The organism is Paenibacillus sp. FSL R7-269 (assembly GCF_000517865.1).
In the GTDB taxonomy this organism is placed as follows: domain Bacteria; phylum Bacillota; class Bacilli; order Paenibacillales; family Paenibacillaceae; genus Paenibacillus_AQ.
Window position 1 is genome coordinate 80,346 of sequence record NZ_ASPS01000042.1, and the last position, 23,151, is coordinate 103,496.

Below are 23,151 nucleotides of genomic sequence, written 5' to 3' on the forward strand. Positions count from 1 at the left end.
CGGTGATTGTACATGCAGACTTTGCTGCTCTGGCTATTTTATATCTCTACTTTTTATGCTTTTATTCCCGGAATGATCAGCCGTTTATTTGGATATCGTGTCTTCCGCAAAGGGATTGGGCGTACGGATTATGGTCTAACCTTTGATGACGGGCCTGACCCGCATTACACACCTCTGCTGCTCGATCTGCTTAAACGCTACGATGCGAAGGCGACATTCTTTGTCGTTGGCTCCCACGCGGAGCAGCATCCCGAGATCATCAAGCGAATGCATGACGAAGGGCATTTGATCGGAATTCATAATTATGTGCACAAGACGAACTGGCTCATGCGTCCCGCCACGGTGAGGAAGCAGATTGACCAGACAGACGAGATCATCTTCTCCATTACCGGCGAGCGCAGCACCTATTACCGTCCTCCTTGGGGGATCGTGAACCTGTTCGACTTCTCCAAGCGCCGTCAGGTGCAGATTGTATTGTGGTCGGCGATGTTCGGCGACTGGAAGGAGAAGCTTGGAGCGGAAAAGCTGACCGAGAAGCTCATTGCGAAGCTCGGTCCGGGTGAGGTGCTGCTGCTGCATGACTGCGGGACGACGATGGGCGCCGATCCGAATGCACCGGAGCATATGCTGATTGCGCTGGAGCGGATGCTCGCCGAAGCCGAGCGTCGCGGACTGAGCAGCGTCCGGATTGACGAGATGATCAAGGCGGTGCAGCGCTCTCCGATCACGCATTTGTCCTTCGGCAAGCGGCTGCTTGTCGGATTGTGGCTGGCGTGGGAGAAGTTGTTCCAGCTAATGTTCCAGCTCAAGACGATCACGCCTGCAGATCCGTTCCTTCATTACCGTCTTCGCAAATATCAGGGTAATACGGTGATGATGGACAACGGCGAGACCTTGAGTAAAGGCGACAAGGTCATTGAGCTGCATATCGACAACAGGCAGCTATTCGAGCTGGGGGTTCATTCCCGTTCTCCGGCACAGCTGGCGATCCGCATGATCCGCCGGATGGAGAAGGATCTGCCGCTGCTTGCAGGGCATATTGCCGGTGAACTCGAGCTGGCCGAGGCCAAGGCGCTCTACGGCGTGAGCATGATCAACCGCGGGCCGGAGAAATTCGGCTTCATGGTGGTAGACCTGCCCAGCGGCCTGTTCGCCCGCTCAACCAAATTCTATCTCAGTGTTCTGCTGAGCGTCATCCACCCCTCAGGCGGGGCAAGGCTCAAGGTGCGCAGTGAGGTGCTGGTGCCCAAGATGATGCTGATGCCGGTGTCGCAGCTGCTGAACCAGATGAACCAGCGGCGGCCGCAGAAGCCGGTGGAGCGGGTACACGAAGAGGAGCTGACGCTTGAAGCTGAGCTGCCTGGAGCAACGGCAGTTCATTGAAGACGAGCATAAGCAGTATACAGCACTTATATTGATTACAGATCTCCGCTGGCCTATATGGGCTGGCGGTTTTTTAGTTCCTGCACATTATGCAACATTTTACTCCTCAAAGGGGCAACAACGCGCAATTGTTGCACAAAAGACAGTATTCCTCTACCAATTCACTTCTTAGCGTGATCATTGATGTAGTTCATACAACAATTCCTCCAGATACCTGGTCCACTTGCGCCCAAGGTTGTAATTCCTGCAACAAAAAACAGCAGTCCCGGCCGCATTCGCGATTGGAACTGCTGTTATCCTCATTACTTATCTCTCCCGCTTAGGCCCCGGGCTGAAACTGCGGCTCTAACGATTAGATCTTCAGCACGCCGCCTTTGCTTGCATTGGTAACCAGCTTGGAGTAACGGGCCAGATAACCAGTCTTCACCTTCGGCTCGAATTCTTTCCAGCCCTGGCGGCGGACCGCCAGCACTTCCTCGTCAACCAGCAGCTCGATCTTGCGGTTATTGAGGTCCAGCTCGATGATGTCGCCATCCTCTACAAAAGCGATCGGGCCGCCCTCAGCCGCTTCCGGCGAGATGTGGCCGATGCTGATTCCGCGGGAGGCACCTGAGAAGCGTCCGTCCGTGATCAGGCCGACCTTGGCGCCAAGACCCATGCCGACGATCTGCGAAGTCGGAGCCAGCATTTCCGGCATGCCCGGACCGCCCTTCGGACCTTCATAACGGATAACGACTACATGGCCTTCTTTGACCTTGCCGTTCGCGATGCCTTCCAGTGCCTGCTCCTGGGAGTCGAAGCAGATGGCAGGTCCTTTATGATAGCCGCCAACAGAAGCATCCACGGCACCGACTTTGATGATGGAGCCTTCCGGCGCCAGGTTACCATAGAGTACAGCCAGTCCGCCTACCTGGGAATAGGGGTTGTCGATGGTATGAATAACAGAGGTATCCTGGATCTCATGACCGGTTACATTCTCGGCCAATGTCTTGCCGGTAACCGTCATGCAATCACCAAAGATTGCACCTGGCTTCTTCAGTAATTCGTTCAGCACGGCGCTTACGCCGCCCGCCCGGTCCACATCTTCGATGAAGATATCGGAGGCCGGAGCCAGCTTGGCCAGGTAAGGAACCCGGTTGGCTACTTCGTTGATGCGTTCCAGCGGATAATCGATTTCGGCTTCCTGAGCCAGTGCCAGGGTATGCAGCACTGTATTGGTCGAACCGCCCATAGCCATATCGAGTGCGAAGGCATTGTCCAGCGATTCCTGGGTTACGATATCACGCGGCTTCAGGTCCAGCTTGATCAGCTCCATGAGCTGGGTTGCTGATTTGCGGACGAAGTCTCTGCGTTCTTCGGCTACGGCCAGGATCGTGCCGTTGCCCGGAAGCGCAAGGCCCATAGCTTCGGCCAGACAGTTCATGGAGTTGGCAGTGAACATACCGGAGCATGATCCGCAGGTAGGACAGCCGAATTGTTCCAGTTCAAGCAGCTCAGCGTCATTGATCTTGCCGACCTGATGGGCGCCAACGCCTTCAAATACGGAAGTGAGGGAGAGCTTCTTGCCTTTGCTGTCTACGCCGGCCTTCATCGGCCCGCCGCTGACGAAGATCGTCGGGATATTGACGCGCAGCGCGCCCATCATCATGCCCGGGGTGATTTTATCACAGTTGGGAATGCACACCATACCGTCGAACCAGTGCGCGGATACTACCGTTTCCAGAGAGTCGGCAATGATCTCGCGGCTTGGCAGCGAATAACGCATACCGATATGACCCATGGCAATACCGTCATCTACGCCGATTGTATTGAATTCAAACGGAACCCCGCCGGCTTCACGGATGGCTTCCTTCACGATTTTGCCGAATTCCTGCAGATGCACGTGACCCGGAACAATATCGATATAGGAATTGCAGACCGCGATGAACGGTTTGCCGAAATCCTCTTCTTTAACGCCTGCTGCCCGCAGAAGGCTGCGGTGAGGAGCGCGGTCGAAGCCTTTTTTGATCATATCTGATCGCATTTTCTTGTTTGCCATGATGACTTTTCCCCCTAACGGTATTGGTGAAGCGAATATAGTGCCGCATTAACGCATTGCAATCCCGAAATATACGTAGCCTGCGGTGATTGGTTACGAACGTTAATAGAGAGTCTATCACAAAAAAGCTCTTTTTTCTACCGGACAATGTGAAGTTTGTCGGCGGGTCACGCATGTAAAGTCTGGGCTAATATACAGAAAGAAGCCTATTTCGTATAGGATAGACTTCGGCAAATTGATATAGCGTAGCAGCTTCATTCTTATAGAGAGCGCCGGATGGCGGCACGCTGCAGGGAGATCATCCAGTCTACGGACGGCTCCACGAGCGGGTTCAACAGACGTCTGACCGCAGGCTGGGCGAGCAGAACCGTACATCCTACTGCACCGGCGAGCAGCAGAGCTGCTCCGGCGGGGTTGCCGATATAGGCATACAAGCCGGAAATCACCGCCGTGCGGACCACAAAGCCATGTAGCAGAAAAACATAGAGAGTGCGGCGTCCCAGACCGGTCATGCGGCTTAACCCGTAAGGCACCAGGCCCAAAAATGCCAGGGAGGCGATGAATTGCAGGCCATAAACCGCCAGCCGGAACAGACCTGCATACCATTCATGGGCGCCAAGCTGCATATAGGTCATACTGCCGTATAGCCAGCCCATAGGGAGATCGCCGCCAAGCAGGCCGATAGCAAGGAGCAGCAGGAGCGAAGCGGCGGCGGCAATGCTTTTGACATACCGCTGATACAGCTTCACGAAAGCCCCGAAGGAGAAATGATACCCGATCACAAAAAAGGGCAGATAGACAAAGGTACGGCTGATACTGAACCAGATCCCGACCAGTTGCAGATAACCTACGGCCACCCCTGCGGTAACAGCGAAGGCCAGTTGGGCGCTGCGGGTCCAGCGGCTCATGCCCAGCATCAGCAGGCGCCAGCAGATGTGGCTGGCCAGGAACCAGAGCAGCAGATAAGGAGCGAAGAACGAATGCTGTATATTATTGACATGAAACAGGGAGGCGTCAAGTAGGGAGTAGAGGCTCTGAAAAATAACATATTGCAGGGCAATCTGCAGGAGTACCTTGCGTCCAGGCGCTCCATGTAAGCTTGAACGGGCAAAGTATCCGGTCACCAGTACAAACAGCGGCATGTGAAAACTGAAGATCCACTGGTAAAGCGTGTGAAGTCCGCTCATTTCTTGAATCAGGGGTTCGATCGCATTGGCCACAAAGACAGTTACAATGAGCATGAAGCGCAGGTTAAGAAAGAAAGTCTCTCCGCGCGTGTCAAACGGGCTTTCCCGGGTCATGACGTAACCTCCAATGAAATTAGGTTTGCAGGGGGTTGATACTTTAATTTTAAAATACATGATTTCCGGACAATAAATTGTGAAATACATCACAATAGCAAGCCTATCATTGGAAATGTCTGGGTCCAGATGTGGCGAAGTCTTGAAGGTTGTTTGAATTCACCGATTCCCGTATAATTTTCAGTATGCAGGAATCGGGAGTGAACACTAATGAAAAAGAATATAATCAGACGCCGTGTGCTTATTGGAGTGGTGTTGGTTCTACTGGTGGCGGGAGTGTTTATATGGAGGTATCTGACCCCGTATAAGCCGGAGGCACGGGCTGAAACCGCCCTGATCTCTGCCGGGGGAGTCACTGTTGAACAGAATGACAATTGGATCTCGTTCGACCCCTCAGTGGTGCTCGGCACCGCCGTGATCTTTTATCCGGGAGCACTGGTCAAGGCGGAAGCATATGCGCCGCTGGCCCGTAAAGTTGCCGCAGCCGGTCACCCGTTCTACATTGCCAGAATGCCGCTTAATCTGGCTGTAATCAAAGGGGATGCCGCCGAAGATATTATCCGCGTGCATCCGAAGCAGTCCTTCGTCCTGGGCGGACATTCGCTTGGCGGCGTAATGGCTTCACGCTTCGCTGCGGATCATGCCGGCCAACTGGAAGGCGTTTTTTTTCTGGCCTCGTATCCCGATGAGAAAGGCAGTCTGAAGGACACTACGTTGTCCGTCTTGTCTGTGCTTGGTACGCAGGATGAAGTCGTCGACCAGAAGAGCTATAACAAAGGACGTTCCTATTTGCCGGGCAATACCGTATATGTGTCGGTTGACGGCGGTAACCATGCCCAATTCGGCAGCTATGGCGCGCAAAAGGGTGACGGAACCGCTACGATTACTGAAGAAGAACAACAGACACGGACTGTCCGGGCGATGCTGGACTGGCTGGGGAATCTCCGCCAGAGCAAATGAACTAACGAATACCTGAAGTAATATAACGTATGCGGAAGGAGCGCTGGAATGCCTGTATTGCACATCAATGAACTCTCCGTTCCCGTAAGCGGCATCCTGTTCGATAAGGACGGCACGCTGCTTGATCTCCTGGCTACCTGGGGCAGCTGGGCTGAGCTGGTGCTTGAGGGGCTGGGCAGCCAGCTGACTCTGATTGGCAGCAGGCCCGTAACGGGAGCCAATCTGGCTTCGGTGCTGGGGACGACGCATGATGCTTCTGGACGAATTACCGGTTATGATCCCGCCGGTCCGCTTTCCATGGCAACGGCTGAGGAATCCACCGGGATTCTGGCCTGGCAGCTCTATACAGCGGGTGTACCCTGGAATGAAGCGGTGACGCGCGTGAATGCCATCTCCAAGGAGGCCATGAATGAGCTTCGCCGCCGCCGTACGGCTGTACCTATGCCGGAATTATTGCCATTCCTGGAGCAGTGTGCCGCTGCTTCCCTGAAGCTTGGCGTTGTGACCTCAGACAATCTGTCCACCACCCGCGAGCATCTGGAATGGCTTGGTATTTCAGAATACTTCGGGGTGTTGGTTACCCGAGACCAGGTGAAATACGGCAAGCCTGCACCGGAAATGGCCGAGAAGGCCTGCCGGGAGCTCGGGCTGCTGCCCGAAGAGGCGGTTATTATCGGTGACAGCAATGCGGATATGCAGCTGGGCCGGGGGGCGGGCCTGCGGCTTGCGGTCGGAATCTCACCGGACGGAGGGGCAGACCATCTGCTGGATGCGGACATTGTGGTATCCGGCTATCCGGCGCTCCGCATAACGATCTGAATGCATGACGAATAGGTACAGAGAGGACAGGTGTAGATCATGGAACAATTACAGCTACTGGCTTCCTGGATTCAAAAAAGCAATAATATCGTCTTTTTCGGCGGTGCCGGAACATCGACGGAGAGCGGCATCCCGGACTTCCGTTCGGCAGCCGGCCTGTACCAGACACAGCACAACTCTCCCTATCCGCCTGAGGTGATGCTCAGCCGCAGCTTTTTTATGTCCTCGCCGGACATTTTTTTTGATTTCTACCGCAGCAAGATGATTCATCCCGGAGCGAAGCCGAACGGGGCCCACCGTCTGCTTGCGGAGCTGGAGGAGAGCGGCAGGCTGAAGGCGGTCATTACGCAAAATATCGACGGCCTTCATCAGATTGCGGGCAGCCGCCGGGTTCTGGAGCTGCACGGCTCTATCCACCGCAATCACTGCATGGGCTGCCAGCGCTACTACGGTCTGGAGGAATGGCTGGGGCAGGAAGGCTCTGTGCCGCGCTGTGAGGACTGCGGGGGCATCATCAAGCCGGATGTGGTGCTCTATGAGGAAGCGCTTGATCATGAAGTGCTGGTTGAAGCCGTGGATGCCATTGCAGCGGCGGATCTGCTGATTATCGGCGGTACCTCGCTTACCGTTCAGCCTGCTGCAAGCCTGGTCACTTACTTCAGGGGGCAGAATACTGTACTGCTTAACGGCGAGCCTACCCCGTATGACGATCATGCAGATCTGATTATTACAGAGCGGATCGGAGAGGTGCTGGGTAGAGTGCAGGGACTGCTGGGCTAACGCCCGGTCTTTTTTTGTAGAACCAGATTACTTATGAAGCCGTGAGTTTAAAGAAGGGTATTCACAAAAGAGAAACGAGAGGCAGGGATTAACATGGTATATGTGGCTAGTGATGAACGGTATGAAGGGATGCGTTACAACCGCACCGGCAGGTCCGGCCTCAAGCTTCCGGCCATCTCACTCGGCCTATGGCATAATTTTGGCGGCATTGATGCTTATGAGAACGGCCGTGAGATGATTACCCGCGCTTTTGATCTCGGGATTACCCACTTTGACCTGGCGAATAACTACGGGCCTCCGGCCGGATCGGCGGAAGAGCTGTTCGGCAAGGTGCTGGCCCGGGATCTCGCGCCGTACCGTGACGAGCTGGTAATCTCGACCAAGGCGGGATATACGATGTGGCCCGGCCCTTACGGCGACTGGGGGTCACGTAAATATATCCTGTCCAGTCTGGACCAGAGCCTGAAGCGGCTGGGGCTGGACTATGTGGATATCTTCTACTCCCACCGCCCGGACCCGGACACGCCCATGGAAGAAACGATGGGAGCGCTGGATCATGCCGTACGCTTAGGCAAGGCACTGTACATCGGCTTGTCCAACTACACAGCGGAGCAGACCCGGCAGGCTATTGCGATTCTGAAGGAGCTGGGCACCCCGCTGCTGATTCATCAGCCAAGGTATTCCATGCTGGACCGCTGGATTGAAGGCGGGCTTCAGGATGTGCTGGAGGAGCATGGGGTGGGCAGTATTGCCTTTACTCCGCTGGCGCAGGGTCTGCTGACGAATAAATATCTGAACGGCATCCCTGGAGATTCCCGGGCAGCCGGACCTTCGGCCGCGCTGAATGAGAGCCGGATTACGCCGGAGGTGCTGCGCAGAATCCACGCGCTGAATCAGATGGCGGTAGCGCGCGGGCAGAGTCTGGCCCAGTTCGCCCTGCTCTGGACGCTGCGCGGCGGCCGGATCACCTCGGCGCTGATCGGCGCCAGCCGGGTCAGCCAGATCGAAGAGAATATCGCCGCGCTGTCCCATAGTGACTTCACGCAGGAGGAGCTGGACCGGATCGAGACGATCCTTAAGACAGAGGGTGAAGCCTAAGGCGCTCAACCTAAGAGTTGCCTTAAGGTCCAGCTTCCACAGATTACAACGCAAGCAGCCCGCTTCCTGTTCAGGAGACGGGCTGTTGCTCTAGGCGATATGGCTATTTCTCTCCAGGGTTCACTGTAGCCTGGCGGTAAGCGGTGGGGGACTGGCGGTAGAAGCGCTTGAACTGCCGGGAGAAATACAGGGCATCGGTCAGTCCGACCGATGCCGCTACCTGCTCTACGGACAGCTCGGGGCGTTCACGCAGCAGCTGGCGCGACTTCTCCACCCGCAGCTTCAGCAGGTAAGTGACCGGAGAGAGCCCGGTCTCCTGCTTGAAGATGCGGGAGAGATAAGCACGGTTATAGCCCAGACTGCCGCACATCTGTTCAATTGAGACCGGATGGGCATACTGAGAAGCCATGTAATGAATCATCTGCTTCACTGTCCGCTTGATCTGTGATTCCGCACCCGGCAGCCGGGAGGAGGAGACCAGCAGCTCCGCCGCTTCTCCTGCGATGAGGTACAGGTAACCCAGAGAGGTCAGAGCGGCGCTCTCCTTATTGGCATAGAAGGCGGACATCATTCCGGCAAGCGCTCCGGGAATTACACTGCCGCCTGCGGTAGACAGCACCGGGGCGAGCGGAGCGAAGCCCGCCTGCTGCGCAAGCTGCCCGGCATCAGCGCCGGTGAAGGCGGCCCAGCGGTAACGCCAGGGCTCCAGCTGATCTGAAATATAGCTGACCAGCTGGCCCGGGTGGATCAGGAAGCAGTCCCCGGCCCCCAGCTCGTATGTGTGCTGCTCAGTCCGGAAGACCCCGGAGCCTGATTCAATATAATGGAGCAGATAGTAATCGTAGATCTTGGGACCCGCCTGATGCAGCGGGAGCGTCTGGCTCTCTCCTGCAAAGAGTACATGCAGCAGCTGCTTATCGTAATATACAGGATTTGATCCTACTGAATAGGTATGTTGCACTGCAAGCCGCCTTTCTGGATCAGAACGCTTCCATAGCTAAGTGTATAGGGAGCGCCCGTTCACTTTTCTTCTTACCGAGTATAGTCTCTTCAGAGACGAAAGTCACATTTGTCCATATATTGCACACATGATTGCATTATCAGGGCAAGTCTGATTTTATTATAATGTAAGCATGAAGGACGCAAGCTATAATCCAAAGTCCCAGCACAAGCAGCGAAAGGATGGAGTGTCAATAATGAGCATACAGGAACTTAACAGTACATTTATCAAGAAGTACGGGGAGAGCGGGGAAGCCGCGCGGGTATTCTACGCACCGGGCCGCGTGAATCTGATCGGAGAGCATCTGGATTACAACGGAGGTTATGTTTTCCCGGCAGCCCTGGACTTCGGAACCACCCTGATCGTGCGCCCGCGTACAGACGGCAAGGTTCAATTCGCATCCACGAATTTCCCTTATGAAGCTTCCATCGATTTCAGTGACATCGGTGCAGCCAAGACCGGCGAATGGGTGGACTATCCGGTCGGCGTAATGGTGGAGCTGGCTAAGAAGGGTCACCCGGTATCCGGGGGCTACGATCTTTTGTTCCATGGTGAGATTCCTAACGGCTCGGGCTTGTCCTCTTCCGCTTCGATTGAGGTAGTGACCGGCTTCGCCTTCCTGACGCTGCTTGGCGGTGACACAGATACGGTGGAGATCGCTCTGCTGTCCCAGCGCGCGGAGAACCAGTATGTCGGCGTGAACTCCGGGATCATGGACCAGTTCGCTGTGGCCAACGGCAAGCGCGACCAGGCCATCCTGCTGATGTGCGATACGCTGGAATACAGCCTCGTACCTTTCGTGACGGGCAGCTATAAGCTGGTCATCGGCAACACGAACAAGAAGCGCGGCCTGGTGGACTCGAAGTATAATGAGCGCCGCAGCCAATGTGAAGAGGCGCTCGCTATTCTGAAGCAGGAGGTTCCATCCCTGTCCTATCTGGCTGAGGTGAAGCCAGAGCAGTTCGAGCTTTTGCAGGACAAAATTACGGATGAAACTGTAAAGCGCCGGGCCCGCCATGTGGTAGAGGAGAATCAGCGTGTGCTTGACTCCGTGGAGGTGCTGAAGAACAATGATCTGAAGCAGTTCGGCCTGTACATGAATGACTCCCATGTCTCCCTCCGCGACCTCTATGAAGTCAGCTGCGAGGAGCTGGATGTGATGGTGGAAGAAGCGCAGCGCATTCCGGGCACACTGGGCTCACGGATGACCGGCGCAGGATTCGGGGGATGTACGGTATCGCTGGTACACGAGGATGATGTGCAGCGGTTCATAACGGAAGTTGGGGAAGCCTACAAGAACAGAACCGGTCTGACCGGCGAATTCTATGTATGCGGCATCGGCAACGGCGTGGAAGAATTGAAAGGAGTGAAATAAGATGGCGATTCTGGTAACGGGCGGCGCAGGATACATCGGTTCACACACAGTAGCAGAGCTGCTGGACCGCGGGGAAGAGGTTGTGGTGATTGACAATCTGCTGACAGGGCACCGGGAGGCGCTGCTGGGCGGCAAGCTGTACGAGGGTGACCTGCGCGACAAGGCGCTGCTGGCGAAGCTGTTCTCCGAGAATGAGATCGAAGCGGTAATTCACTTCGCAGCCAGCTCCCTGGTGGGCGAGAGCATGAAGGACCCGGTTAAATACTACGATAACAATGTCTATGGAACGCAGTGTCTTCTCGAAGCCATGCAGCATGCCGGTGTGGATAAAATCGTCTTCTCCTCCACTGCCGCCACCTACGGCGAACCGGAAAAGGTGCCTATCGAAGAGACCGACCGTACCGAGCCTGCGAATGTCTACGGCGAGACCAAGCTGACCATGGAACGCATGATGGCCTGGTTCGACAAAGTGCTCGGCATCAAATACGTAGCGCTGCGCTACTTCAATGCTGCAGGCGCACACGCCAGCGGCAAGATCGGCGAAGACCACCGTCCGGAGAGCCACCTGATTCCGCTGGTGCTCCAGGCTGCGCTGAAGCAGCGCGAGAATATCGCTGTGTTCGGGGAAGACTATCCGACAGAGGACGGAACCTGCGTACGCGACTACATCCATGTCAGCGATCTGGCGGATGCGCATGTCCGTGCAGTAACTTATCTGCGCAGCGGCAGTGCGAGCAATATCTTCAACCTTGGCAACGGCCTGGGCTTCTCTGTGAAGCAGGTCATTGAGACTGCGAAGAAGGTTACCGGCCTGGATATTCCGGTTGTGGTTCAGGACCGCCGCGCCGGAGATCCGGCAGTGCTCGTCGCTTCCTCTGACAAAGCCCGGAAGGTTCTGGGCTGGGACCCGCAGCATGCCGATCTGGAAGGCATTATTCAGAGCGCTTGGAGCTGGCACTCCGCCAATCCGCAAGGGTACGGGGAGTAAGCAGCAGGGCTAATTATTGCCCGAAGGTGAAATAGACAGAATGTAAAGCGCCGCATAAGGCACCATAGAAGGAGAAATGAAATGCAGAACGATAATAGTACGGCTGCTGCCGCTGAGAAGGCGCTGTATGCGATTGAACAGCTGGTTCTGTTTGCCGGACATACGGGACTTATCCAGCCCGCAGATGTGGATTACAGCCGTAATGAACTACTGGACCAGTTCGGCTTCAGCGAGCCGTATCCCGGTGAGTTCACTGAAGGTCCGCTGGACAGCCCGCAGGCCCCGCTGGACCAGCTGATTGATTACGGGTTCAGTCTTGGGCTGATCCCGGAGAATACGGATACGTACCGCGACCTGCTGGATGCCAAGATTATGGGCCTGCTCATGGCCCGCCCGTCTGAGGTGAATGCGGAGTTCGCCGCGATCCGGGCGGAGCAGGGCGTGCAGGCGGCAACGGACCGCTTTTATAAGCTGAGCATTGATTCTAACTATATCCGTATGGACCGTGTAGCGAAGAATGTGTATTGGCTTCAGGAGTCGCCGTACGGGGATATTGAGATGACGATCAACCTCTCCAAGCCGGAGAAAAGCCCGAAGGAAATCGCCATGGCCCGGCTGCTTCCTCCTCCGGTCTATCCGAAGTGCCAGCTCTGCCGCGAGAACGTCGGCTATGCCGGACGGGTCAATCACCCGCCGCGTCAGAACCTGCGCGTGATCCCGCTCACGATGAACAGCGAGAAGTGGTTCTTCCAGTACTCGCCTTATGTCTACTATAACGAGCATTGCATCGTGTTCCACCATGATCATGTGCCGATGAAGCTGACGAAGGATACGCTGAAGCGTCTGCTTAGCTTCGTGGAAGCCTTCCCGCATTATTTCATTGGCTCGAATGCCGATCTGCCGATTGTCGGCGGCTCCATTCTGACGCATGACCACTTCCAGGGCGGACGGCATACGTTCCCGATCCAGAAGGCACCCAAAGAGGATACCTTCACACATGCCTCATATCCCGGTGTCAGCTTAAGCACTGTGAAGTGGCCGATGTCCGTGCTGCGGATGCATGCCGAAGATCCGGCGGTGCTGCTGGAGGCAGGCAACCATATCTACGAATCCTGGAAGACGTACAGCGATCCCTCCGCCGAAGTGCTGGCATTCAGTGAAGAGGATGGAGAGCGCGTGCCGCATAATACCGTCACCCCTATCGTGCGCCGGGCAGAGGACGGCGGCTACGAGATGGATCTGGTGCTGCGCAACAACCGGACCAGCGAAGAATATCCCGAAGGGATCTTCCACCCGCACCGGGAGATGCACCATATCAAGAAGGAGAACATCGGCCTCATTGAGGTGATGGGTCTGGCGATTCTGCCGGGACGGCTCAAGGAAGAGCTTGACGCCATCGCTGGCATATTGGCAGGCGATACCGCGCTTCTCGGAGATGTCCAGAGCAAGGGCCAGGAGCATCCGCTGGCGCTGCACACTTCCTGGATTACCGAACTGGTAAGCCGCTTCGGCACCTCCCTGAACCGCGAAGAAGCGGTAAAGACCATTCAGAATGAAGTGGGTACGAAGTTCACTCACATTCTGGAACATGCCGGAGTCTACAAACGCACGCCGGAAGGGCAGGCGGCCTTCCGCCGGTTCTTGAACAGCAGCGGTTTTAACTGAGACCTTACTTAACTTAATGTTTGCAAAATGTACTGTCCCTGCCGGATCTGGCGGGGGCATTTTTTATCATTGGGAAATGAGGATATTCCTCTCTATTGTGGGTTAATTACTGAAGCCTGCGGGTGAAACGGACTGAGAAGACGTTGTATCCCTCAGAAACTAATAAATAATGATGAAGCGGAGTGAGAAGCGCTAATCTTGTTCATTTGAGCGCAAAATGACGGATATCAGGACGCTTAACGGAATCTCAGTCCGTATATCCTGTCATTTGATCAAATTTGCCAACATAACGGAATCTCAGTCCAACTTACGGGTAGAGGAGTAAGGTTTGCTGTCTCGGTCCGGCTCGATTTGAATGCGCCAAGCAGTAGGACTATAATAGACAAGTGCTTCACATTCACATACTCATGGAGGTTTACCCATATGCGCAAGTTTGAATTTTATAACCCTACCAAGCTTATTTTCGGACAGGGAACATTGCAGTCACTCCGTACCGAGGTGCCGAAATACGGTAAGAACGTACTGCTGATGTACGGCGGCGGCAGTATTAAGCGCAGCGGCCTGTACGACAACGTCATTGCTGAGCTGGCTGCGGCTTCAGCCGTAGTTACCGAGCTTGCCGGAGTGGAGCCGAATCCGCGTCTCTCGACGGTACATAAAGGTGTAGCGTTGTGCCATGAGCATCACATTGACCTGATTCTTGCCGTCGGCGGCGGCAGCGTGCTGGATTGTGCCAAGGCAGTGGCTGTCGGGGCAAAATATGAAGGGGATATGTGGGACTTTGTAGAACGCAAGGCCGCTCCTCAAGGTGCACTTCCGCTGGGAACCGTACTGACAATGGCAGCGACCGGCTCGGAAATGAACAACGGCTCGGTGATCACCAATGAAGTGACCAAGGAGAAAATGGGCTGGGGCAGCATCCATGCCTATCCGGCCTTCTCGATCCTTGACCCGGAGAACACCTTCTCTCTGCCGCGCGACCAGACAGTGTACGGTATGGTGGACATCATGTCCCATACGCTGGAGCATTATTTCCATACTGACAGCAATACGCCTTTACAGGACGGCTTCCTGGAGAGTCTGCTTCGCACCGTGATTGAGACGGCTCCTAAGCTGATTGAGGATCTGAACAACTACGAGCTGCGCGAGACCATTATGTATTGCGGGACGATGGCGCTGAATGGAATGGTCAGTATGGGCTTTGCCGGTGACTGGGCTACGCACAACATTGAGCATGCCGTATCCGCTGTGTATGATATTCCCCACGGCGGCGGCCTGGCGATTCTCTTCCCGCAGTGGATGAGATATAACCTCAGCACGAATCCTGCCCGCTTCCGCCAGCTGGCTGTGAACGTGTTCGGTATTGACCCTGCCGGCAAGACCGATGAGCAGACCGGCCTCGAAGGCATTGAAGCGCTCCGCAGCTTCTGGGATTCCATTGGTGCTCCGAAGACTCTCGGCGATTATGATATCGACGACAGCGAAATCGGCAGTATGGCTGACAAGGCGGTCCGCTTCGGCCCGTTCGGCAACTTCCGCAAGCTGGAGCGTCAGGACGTTGTTGAAATTTATAAGCTGGCTTTGTAAGCTAGCCATCGATAGTAAAGCCGCTCCCCATCTACGGGGGCGGCTTCTTTTGTCTGTTAATTTTCCCGCTCCCGGCATACATTAATGAGAGCAATACCCAACTTTGTGAAACCAAGGGCATGGCAGTTGCGTTTAACCTAGTATGACAGTCCGGAAGTAATGACGGGAGGAGACTAACATGCAAACGCTGTATTTGGGCTGTTTGGCGCTGGGCATTCTTTTTGCTGTAGTCAGTGTAGTGGTAGGCGACCTGATTGGGAGTGCTCTGGACGGGATTTTTGACATCGTATCCTTTGATTTCCTGAATCCTACCCTATTGGCAGGAGGGATAACTGTATTCGGTGGAGCAGGTATGCTGCTTAACCGCTACAGCAGACTGGAAGATGGCGTGATTCTTGCCTTGTCCCTGCTGGTTGCGGCATTCATGGGCGTATTGATGCATTTGGTGGTGGTGAAGCCAATGAGGAACAGCGAAATGTCGAACGGCTTCTCCATGAGTGAACTGCCGGGGAGAATCGGTGAGGTTACCGTCCCGGTCCCCGGCGTGGGCTACGGTGAGATTATGGTGAAGTTCGGTGCAGGCAACAGCCTGCATACGGCGGCCAGCTTCGAGCAGCATGCACTGCCGGCCGGGATCAAGGTTGTAGTAGTTGAGGTACGTGAAGGTGTAGCACTTGTGTCTGAATTCGAAGAGAGAAAAGGAGTGGATTGATGATGAATCTAGAAAATATTCCTGAATCCCTATTTATACCTGCGATAGTAATCGCTGTACTGCTTGTTCTCGGACTCGCCTTCTGGGCGCGTTACAAGACGGTTGGCCCGGATGAAGGCATGATTGTCACCGGTTCCTTCCTGGGCAACAATCATATATCAGATGACGGCTCCGGCCGCAAAATCAAAATCGTCCGCGGCGGCGGTGCATTCATTTTGCCCGTCTTCCAGAAGGCGGAGTTCATGTCTCTGCTCTCCCACAAGCTCGATGTGACGACCCCGGAGGTCTATACGGAGCAAGGCGTGCCGGTCATTGCCGACGGGGTCGCCATCATCAAGGTAGGCAGCTCCACGGAAGATGTGGCAACGGCAGCCGAGCAGTTCATGGGCAAGCCGATTGAATCCCTGAAGAGTGAAGCGCAGGAAGTGCTGGAAGGACATCTGCGGGCGATCCTCGGTACGATGACCGTAGAAGAGGTCTACCGTAACCGCGACCGTTTCGCCCAGGAGGTTCAGGGTGTTGCCGCCCGTGACCTCAAGAAGATGGGACTCCAGATTGTCTCTTTTACCATCAAGGATGTACGTGATAAGCACGGATACCTGGAAGCGCTGGGTAAACCGCGGATTGCCGCAGTGAAGCGTGATGCGGAGATTGCCGAAGCGGAAGCTGTCCGTGACGCGCGGATTCAGAAGGCCAATGCCGAGGAGCAGGGGCAGAAGGCGGAGCTGCTGCGTGATACCAATATTGCCGAAGCTTCGAAGGAGAATCAGCTCAAGGTAGCCGCGTTCAAGCGTGACCAGGATACCGCCAAGGCGGAAGCCGACCAGGCGTACCACATTCAGGAGGCGCGTGCCAAGCAGACCGTGGTGGAAGAGCAGATGAAGGTTGAGCTGGTCCGCAAGGAACGCGAAATCGATATCCAGGCCAAGGAAATCCAGGTACGCGAGAAGCAGTATGACGCTGAAGTGAAGAAGAAAGCGGAAGCAGACCGTTATGCGGTAGAGCAGGCGGCGGAAGCCGACAAGGCCAAGCGCATGCGTGAAGCCGATGCCGTGCAGTACAGTATTGAGACTCAGGCTAAGGCAACCTCCGAGCAGAAGCGTCTGGAAGGTCAGGCAATTGCGGATGCAGAGCTGGCCAAAGGTAAAGCAGAGTCCGAGGTTATCCGTCTGCGCGGTCTGGCCGAAGCGGAAGCCAAGGAGAAGCTGGCAGAAGCCTTCCAGAAATTCGGGGAAGCGGCGGTTCTCGATATTATCGTCAAAATGCTGCCTGAGCTGGCCGGGAAGATTGCCGAGCCGCTGGCGTCTATCGACAAGCTGACTGTGGTGGATACCGGCAACGGTGAAGGAGCTGCACGTGTCAGTAATTATGTGACCCAACTGATGTCCACAGCCCCTGAGATGCTGAAGAGCGTGTCCGGAATTGATGTCGAGGCGCTGATCAAAGGGCTGACCAAGGGCAAGTCTGATAAGAATGAGGTTGTCAAACACACAGCAGCACCCATAACCTCTGTCGTCACCAGACCAGCACCGGCTGCACCGGTCACTCCGGTACAACCTTCGGAACATCCTGAAGGATAAGAGCAAATCACCAAGGTATGGCAGGCAGCAATAACCGCCGGCCGTACCTTTTTTAATATGAGCCGCGCAACAGAGATTTCCCTATCATTCGCGCTGAAACGGAGGCAGGTATGGAGCTTATACTGGATAATATACGCAAGAGCTTTGACGGCAGGGAGGTGCTGAAGGGGATTGATTTTACCTTTGAGCAGGGCAAGATATACGGCTTGCTCGGCCGCAACGGTGCGGGAAAGACCTCGTTATTCAACTGCCTTAGCGGGGAGATCCAAATGGATAGCGGCGGCGCTTTTCTGCGCAGAGATGAGGTGAGTCTTCCGCTGCTTGAGGAAGAGATCGGCTACGTATTCTCCTTGCCGATTCTGCCTGACTTCCTGACCGGTTATGAGTTTGTGAAATTCTACATGGACATCAATAAGGGGAAGATACAAGCGGACCGGACCATCGAGGAGTATTTCGATATCATCCGTTTCGAGGAGGCGGACAGACACCGTCTGATCAAAGGCTATTCCCACGGGATGAAGAACAAAATTCAGATGCTGTGCTTTATCATTTCCCGCCCGCCGCTGATCCTGCTCGATGAGCCGTTAACCTCTTTCGATGTGGTAGTGGCGCTGGAGATCAAGAAGCTGCTGCGGGAGATGAAGCGGGATCATATCATTATTTTCTCCACTCATATTCTGCAGCTGGCAGCCGATCTCTGCGATGAGCTGGTTATTCTGAATAATGGCACGCTGCGCGAGATTCCGGCGGAGACCCTGCACAGTCCGGAATTTGAAGAGCAGATTATTGCCCTGTTGAAGGATGAGGATCATGATTAGGACGCTGAAGGCGATTCTGGAAGTACGGGGGATGTCCGGCGCCAACCGGCTGATGTTCTATATCCGTAAGCTCCCAGTGCTGGGCAAGCTGATCCCGGCCACGGTCTATTCGGAGACCAAGCTGAAGCAGACCTTATCTGTTATCGTGCATATCTTGAAGGTCCTTATGGCCTTTGTGACGAAGTTCACTTATCTGGGCATAATGATCTTTCTTCCAGTGAAGCTGATAGGACAAGATATATCCTTAACCCTTTCGGTACAATACCAGCTTTATTTGCAGATGCTGCTGTGTATTAGCTTCTTCACGTCCGGAGTTTCCAGCGCAGTTATTCTGGAGCCGAAGCGGGATAAATACATATTCGTGAAGCTGATGAGGCTGCCGGCAGAGCGGTATATGCGGACCACACTGACCTTACGCGGGATCAGCTTTCTGGTTACTTTTATTCCGGCGATGCTGGTCTTCGGGAGTCTTCTCGGTGCTCCGCTGTGGCATGGGGCGGTTCTTACGCTGCTGCTGACGTTCTGGCGTACGGCTTGCGAGGCGCTGCATCTGTGGGTGTTTGACCGCTACGGCATTGTTATTGTCAAAAAAACAAGCTGGATCTGGACCGCCATCGGCGCTGGATATCTGCTGGCCTATCTTCCGCTGCTCCCCGGATTTGCGGTAGTAGAGAGAGGAATGCTGTTCAATTTGCCTGTGGTGCTAAGCGTATTGGTGCTGGGAACCTTAAGCGCGGTCTATATCGCCCGTTATAAGGACTATACGAATGCCGTCGATGCCGTCACCAAAATCGATGATCCGCTGCTCGACATGGGCCGGATGATGAAAGAGGCAAGGGTTAAGGATGTGGCCACCCAAGATCAGCACTACTCGGCGGAACAACTGAATCATGGCCAATTCGAGGGGAAAAGCGGGTATGCTTACCTGAATGCCATCTTTTTCTCGCGTCACCGCCGGCTGATCACCAGTCCGATAGAGCGCAGGCTGGTTATCATTGGCTCGCTCTTTGTAGCTGCTTTGCTGACGATGCTGTTGTCCCAGACCGCTTTTACCAAACTGACTCATTATCTGATTACCGCATTGCCGACCTTCCTGATCATTATGAACTATACGTCCATTGGCGAACGCCTCTGCAAGGCGATGTTCTATAACTGTGATCTCAGCCTGCTGCGCTACGGATTCTACCGTGAACAATCGGCGATTCTAAGCAACTTCCGCATCAGGCTGCTGCGTATCAGCATGCTTAATCTGATCCCGGCTGCTGCGATCTGCCTGGCGGTGAACTTGCTGCTGCTGCTGTCAGCAGAGAGCTGGGGCGCGGGGGATGCTGTACTCTTTTGCGTGACGATTGTGGCGCTGTCACTGTTCTTCTCGGTGCATCATTTGTTCATGTACTATATCTTCCAGCCCTATAGCACAGAGCTCAATGTGAAGAATCCGTTCTTCACGATTGTGAACAGTGTGGTGCTGGGGGTAGGATTCATCGCGATGCAGTTCAAGAGTGAGCTTGGAATGTTTGCTATGATTGTAGTACTCTCTGCTGTGGTGTATATGCTGGCTGCCCTGATTATGGTGTACAGGTTCTCAGGCCGGACGTTTCGGGTGAAATGAAATGAGCCTTGAGTCCGCTTGCAACACACTTCTAATTTGAGATTCTTGATGTTATGATAGGAGCTTAAGTAACGAATCACACGTTGAACCATGTATCGTGCTGCTGGAATGGATCAGGATTCGGAATTAAAAGAGGTGTCGTCAGTGAGCAGCATTACCGTGGGCAAGGTGCTTAATAATAACGTGATCATTGCCGAGCATCCCCAGTATGCCGAGGTTGTGGTGATCGGCAAGGGGATCGGCTTCAACCGTAAAACGCGGGACCGGATCAATCTGTCCTCTGTAGAGAAGATGTTCATCCTGCGCAGCCAGGAGGAGCAGGAGCAATACAAGCAGCTGGTGCCGCAGGTAGACGAGAAGCTGATTGAGGTGGTTCAGGAGATTGTGCTGCACATTATGCAGAGCAGCCGACAGACGCTGAATGAGCATATCCATATTGCCCTTACCGACCATATATCCTTCGCGATCCGCAGAAGCGAGCAGCATATGGCTATTCATAATCCGTTTCTGTACGAGACCCGGGAGATTTATCCGGAGGAATACAGTCTGGCGGAATATGCGGTGGAGCGGATCAATGAGGCGATGAAGGTGACGCTGCCGCCGGATGAGATCGGCTTCGTAGCTCTGCATATTGTCAGTGCGCTTAGCAATCGCCATATCTCCGAGGTGAAGCAGCATTCCCAGCTAATTGGGGATCTGGTGGGGCTGGTGGAGGATAATCTGGAATACCGTATTCCGCGGGATTCGCTGGACTATTCAAGGCTGGTGACCCATTTGCGGTTCGTTCTGGAACGTCTGCGCCGGGGAGAGACTGTGCGCGAGACCTCATCCCTGGATGGACTAATGAAGCGGGAGTACCCCGAGATGTACATGCTTGCCTGGAAGCTCACGAAGGTAATTGAGCAGCGTGTGCGTATCCCGGTATATCCGGCCGAGGTCAGCTATCTGACGATTCATCTGCAGCGTATTGCCCAGAAGAAAGAAGATGAGACGGAGCTGGAACCGCCGGAGAAGCTTTAAGATATAAGAATATATATGTTTCATGCTATATGGCCGATTTTAGGGGTTGCAACTTCAAATCAATGGTGCTACAATGATCCCTGTTATGAAATACAACAGAATACAAACGTGTAACTGATACGATCAGGCATGAGTGATTTACAGTATTATGGTTGTCCAGCCCCATCTCGGGGTACTCTAACGTTAGCGTTAGCCGGGCAAACTGCGTACTGTATTGCTCATGCCTTTTTTGGCTTCTGTTGACAGAAATTAACGATTAGGAAGTGACCCGAATGTTTAAAAAATTATTTGGCGTTCTGCAGAGAGTCGGTAAGGCGCTTATGCTGCCAGTTGCCATTCTGCCTGCGGCGGGCCTGCTGCTTGGAATCGGGAATATGCTGGTTAACCCGGACTTCCTGCAATATGTGCCTGCACTGGAGAATCATATTGTTCAGGCGATAGCCACAGTACTGATGAACTCCGGGCAAATCGTATTTGATAACCTATCTCTGCTCTTTGCAGTCGGCGTAGCCATCGGGCTGGCCGGAGGAGAGGGCGTAGCCGGGCTTGCAGCGATTATCGGCTTCCTGGTGATGAATGTAACCATGGGTACGGTAGTTGGCGTCAATGCTTACGTGCTGACTTGGAAGGATTTCTCGTATTCCAGTGTGCTGGGGATTCCCACATTGCAGACTGGGGTATTCGGTGGTATCCTGGTCGGGATCCTGGCTGCATCCATGTACAAAAGGTTCTTCCGTATAGAATTGCCGTCGTACCTGGGCTTCTTCGCGGGTAAACGTTTCGTACCGATTATGACGGCAGTGACCTCCCTGATGCTCGGTCTTGCGCTTACGATTGTGTGGCCGCCGATCCAGCACGGTCTGAACTATGTGTCACAGAGTATGATTAATACCAACCTGACGCTGTCTGCCTTTATCTTCGGGGTCATCGAGCGTTCTCTGATTCCGTTCGGCTTGCACCATATCTTCTATTCACCGTTCTGGTATGAATTCGGAAGCTATATTGACAAGGCGGGCGATCTGGTCCGCGGTGACCAGCGCATCTTCATGCAGCAGCTTCGTGACGGTGTGGAGTTCACAGCGGGTACATTTACTACCGGTAAATATCCGTTCATGATGTTCGGTCTTCCGGCAGCGGCTCTTGCGATCTACCATGAGTCGAAGCCTGAGAACAGACGGGTTGTCGGAAGCTTAATGGTTTCCGCAGCGCTGACCTCGTTCCTGACGGGGATCACCGAGCCGCTGGAATTCTCTTTCCTGTTCGTGGCTCCGCTGCTGTTCGCAGTCCATGCTGTATTCGCAGGACTCTCCTTCATGACCATGCACCTCTTGAATGTCAAAATCGGCATGACCTTCTCCGGCGGGTTCATCGACTATGTGCTGTTCGGCGTCATTCCGAACCGTACCGCCTGGTGGCTGGTTATCCCGGTAGGTCTGGTATTGGCCGTGATTTATTACTTCGGATTCCGCTTCGTTATCCGTAAGTTCAACCTGAAGACGCCTGGCCGTGAGGATGCCTCCGAGGATGAGGATGAGGTTAGCTTGGAGAGTGTGTCCAAGACAGGCGACGATCTTCCGCGCAACATTTTGTCCGCCCTAGGCGGCAAAGAGAACATCACCCATCTGGATGCTTGTATCACGCGTCTGCGGGTCGAAGTGAAGGACAAAGCGGGCGTAGACAAGAACCGTCTGAAGAAGCTTGGTGCTTCTGGTGTTCTTGAAGTGGGTAACAACGTACAAGCGATCTTCGGCACACGTTCGGACACGATCAAGTCACAGATTCAGGATGTCATGAACGGCAGAACACCGGCTGCAGCCCCTGCTGCTCCGAAGCCGGAGCTTGAACAACAGGCGGGCGAGCAGGGTGATGCTATTATACCTGAGGATATCGTATCTCCGGTAAACGGCCAGCTGATGGATATTACAGAGGTTCCCGATGCGGTCTTCTCGCAGAAAATGACCGGTGACGGCTTCGCCTTCCTGTCCGAAGACGGCAAGATTGCTTCGCCGGTATACGGCAAGGTATTCAACGTGTTCCCTAGTAAGCATGCCATTGGCATCATGTCGGACGGCGGCAAGGAAGTCCTTGTGCATATCGGGGTCAACACCGTTAAGCTTAAGGGCCAGGGCTTCACGGTTCTGGTGGAGGAAGGCGATCTGGTAGCTGCCGGACAGCCGATTATGGAAGTAGATCTGGAGTATGTGAAGGCGAATGCACCTTCTGTCATCTCACCGGTCATCTTCTCCAACCTGCCGGAAGGCTCCTCCGTGACCTTGAAGAAGCCGGGCAGAGTCAGCATCGGCGACAAGGATATCATCACCATTCAGTAAAATGTGCAATGGCGAAGCGCTTCCATTATAATGAAGGGGAGCGCAAGCCTTCACTATAATTCACCACCCCAAAATGAACAGAAAG

18 protein-coding genes are annotated in these 23,151 nt (G+C 54.4%); 15 read left to right on the plus strand and 3 right to left on the minus strand.

Going from position 1 to position 23,151, the window contains the following annotated elements:
- Positions 1-12 precede the first annotated feature (12 nt).
- Positions 13-1,383, plus strand: a complete 1,371-nt coding sequence (locus tag C162_RS19255) for a polysaccharide deacetylase family protein (RefSeq protein ID WP_036696638.1) — start codon at positions 13-15, stop codon at positions 1,381-1,383.
- 352 nt (positions 1,384-1,735) lie between these two features.
- On the opposite strand, the gene ilvD is transcribed toward C162_RS19255, so the two are convergent.
- Together ilvD and C162_RS19265 are read right to left on the minus strand one after the other, a co-directional pair.
- Positions 1,736-3,421 carry a dihydroxy-acid dehydratase gene (ilvD, locus tag C162_RS19260; RefSeq protein WP_036696641.1) on the minus strand — a complete coding sequence of 562 codons (1,686 nt, stop codon included), beginning with the start codon at positions 3,419-3,421 and terminating at the stop codon, positions 1,736-1,738.
- Positions 3,422-3,681: 260 nt separating this feature from the next.
- Entirely contained in the window at positions 3,682-4,722 is a 1,041-nt protein-coding gene (locus C162_RS19265) for an acyltransferase family protein (RefSeq protein ID WP_036696644.1), read from the minus strand.
- 210 nt (positions 4,723-4,932) lie between these two features.
- Between C162_RS19265 and C162_RS19270 the strand changes: the two genes are divergently transcribed.
- The 4 genes from C162_RS19270 to mgrA all read left to right on the plus strand — a co-directional run bounded on the left by C162_RS19270 (position 4,933) and on the right by mgrA (position 8,379).
- Positions 4,933-5,682, plus strand: coding sequence for an alpha/beta hydrolase (locus C162_RS19270; protein WP_036696646.1), 750 nt, complete (start codon positions 4,933-4,935; stop codon positions 5,680-5,682).
- Positions 5,683-5,730: 48 nt separating this feature from the next.
- A complete protein-coding gene (locus tag C162_RS19275) occupies positions 5,731-6,501 on the plus strand; it encodes an HAD family hydrolase (RefSeq protein WP_036696649.1) in 771 nt (256 codons plus the stop codon).
- Between the two features lie 39 nt (positions 6,502-6,540).
- Entirely contained in the window at positions 6,541-7,281 is a 741-nt protein-coding gene (locus C162_RS19280; RefSeq protein WP_036696652.1) for an NAD-dependent protein deacylase, read from the plus strand.
- Between the two features lie 93 nt (positions 7,282-7,374).
- Positions 7,375-8,379, plus strand: coding sequence for an L-glyceraldehyde 3-phosphate reductase (gene mgrA / locus C162_RS19285; RefSeq protein WP_036696654.1), 1,005 nt, complete (start codon positions 7,375-7,377; stop codon positions 8,377-8,379).
- 103 nt (positions 8,380-8,482) lie between these two features.
- Here the strand turns inward: mgrA and C162_RS19290 are convergent, their stop codons facing one another.
- Positions 8,483-9,340, minus strand: a complete 858-nt coding sequence (locus C162_RS19290; protein ID WP_036696657.1) for an AraC family transcriptional regulator — start codon at positions 9,338-9,340, stop codon at positions 8,483-8,485.
- 235 nt (positions 9,341-9,575) lie between these two features.
- Between C162_RS19290 and C162_RS19295 the strand changes: the two genes are divergently transcribed.
- From C162_RS19295 to ptsG, 10 genes are all read left to right on the plus strand, one after another.
- Positions 9,576-10,754: a galactokinase gene (locus tag C162_RS19295; protein ID WP_036696660.1), complete on the plus strand. Its 1,179-nt coding sequence runs from the start codon at positions 9,576-9,578 to the stop codon at positions 10,752-10,754.
- 1 nt (position 10,755) lies between these two features.
- Positions 10,756-11,742: a UDP-glucose 4-epimerase GalE gene (galE, locus tag C162_RS19300; RefSeq protein WP_036696662.1), complete on the plus strand. Its 987-nt coding sequence runs from the start codon at positions 10,756-10,758 to the stop codon at positions 11,740-11,742.
- A gap of 81 nt (positions 11,743-11,823) precedes the next feature.
- Positions 11,824-13,407, plus strand: coding sequence for a UDP-glucose--hexose-1-phosphate uridylyltransferase (locus C162_RS19305; protein ID WP_036696665.1), 1,584 nt, complete (start codon positions 11,824-11,826; stop codon positions 13,405-13,407).
- Between the two features lie 423 nt (positions 13,408-13,830).
- A complete protein-coding gene (locus C162_RS19310) occupies positions 13,831-14,994 on the plus strand; it encodes an iron-containing alcohol dehydrogenase (RefSeq protein WP_036696667.1) in 1,164 nt (387 codons plus the stop codon).
- A gap of 178 nt (positions 14,995-15,172) precedes the next feature.
- Entirely contained in the window at positions 15,173-15,706 is a 534-nt protein-coding gene (locus tag C162_RS19315) for a hypothetical protein (protein ID WP_036696670.1), read from the plus strand.
- 2 nt (positions 15,707-15,708) lie between these two features.
- Positions 15,709-17,286 (plus strand): flotillin family protein, encoded by a 1,578-nt coding sequence (locus C162_RS19320; protein WP_442792455.1) that lies wholly within the window; start codon positions 15,709-15,711, stop codon positions 17,284-17,286.
- 110 nt (positions 17,287-17,396) lie between these two features.
- Positions 17,397-18,104 carry an ABC transporter ATP-binding protein gene (locus C162_RS19325; RefSeq protein WP_036696674.1) on the plus strand — a complete coding sequence of 236 codons (708 nt, stop codon included), beginning with the start codon at positions 17,397-17,399 and terminating at the stop codon, positions 18,102-18,104.
- Positions 18,097-19,716 (plus strand): hypothetical protein, encoded by a 1,620-nt coding sequence (locus C162_RS19330; RefSeq protein WP_036696677.1) that lies wholly within the window; start codon positions 18,097-18,099, stop codon positions 19,714-19,716. Before C162_RS19325 ends, C162_RS19330 begins: the two co-directional genes overlap by 8 nt.
- A gap of 144 nt (positions 19,717-19,860) precedes the next feature.
- Positions 19,861-20,736 carry a glucose PTS transporter transcription antiterminator GlcT gene (gene glcT / locus C162_RS19335; RefSeq protein WP_036696835.1) on the plus strand — a complete coding sequence of 292 codons (876 nt, stop codon included), beginning with the start codon at positions 19,861-19,863 and terminating at the stop codon, positions 20,734-20,736.
- Between the two features lie 272 nt (positions 20,737-21,008).
- Entirely contained in the window at positions 21,009-23,066 is a 2,058-nt protein-coding gene (gene ptsG / locus C162_RS19340; RefSeq protein WP_036696680.1) for a glucose-specific PTS transporter subunit IIBC, read from the plus strand.
- Positions 23,067-23,151: the final 85 nt, after the last annotated feature.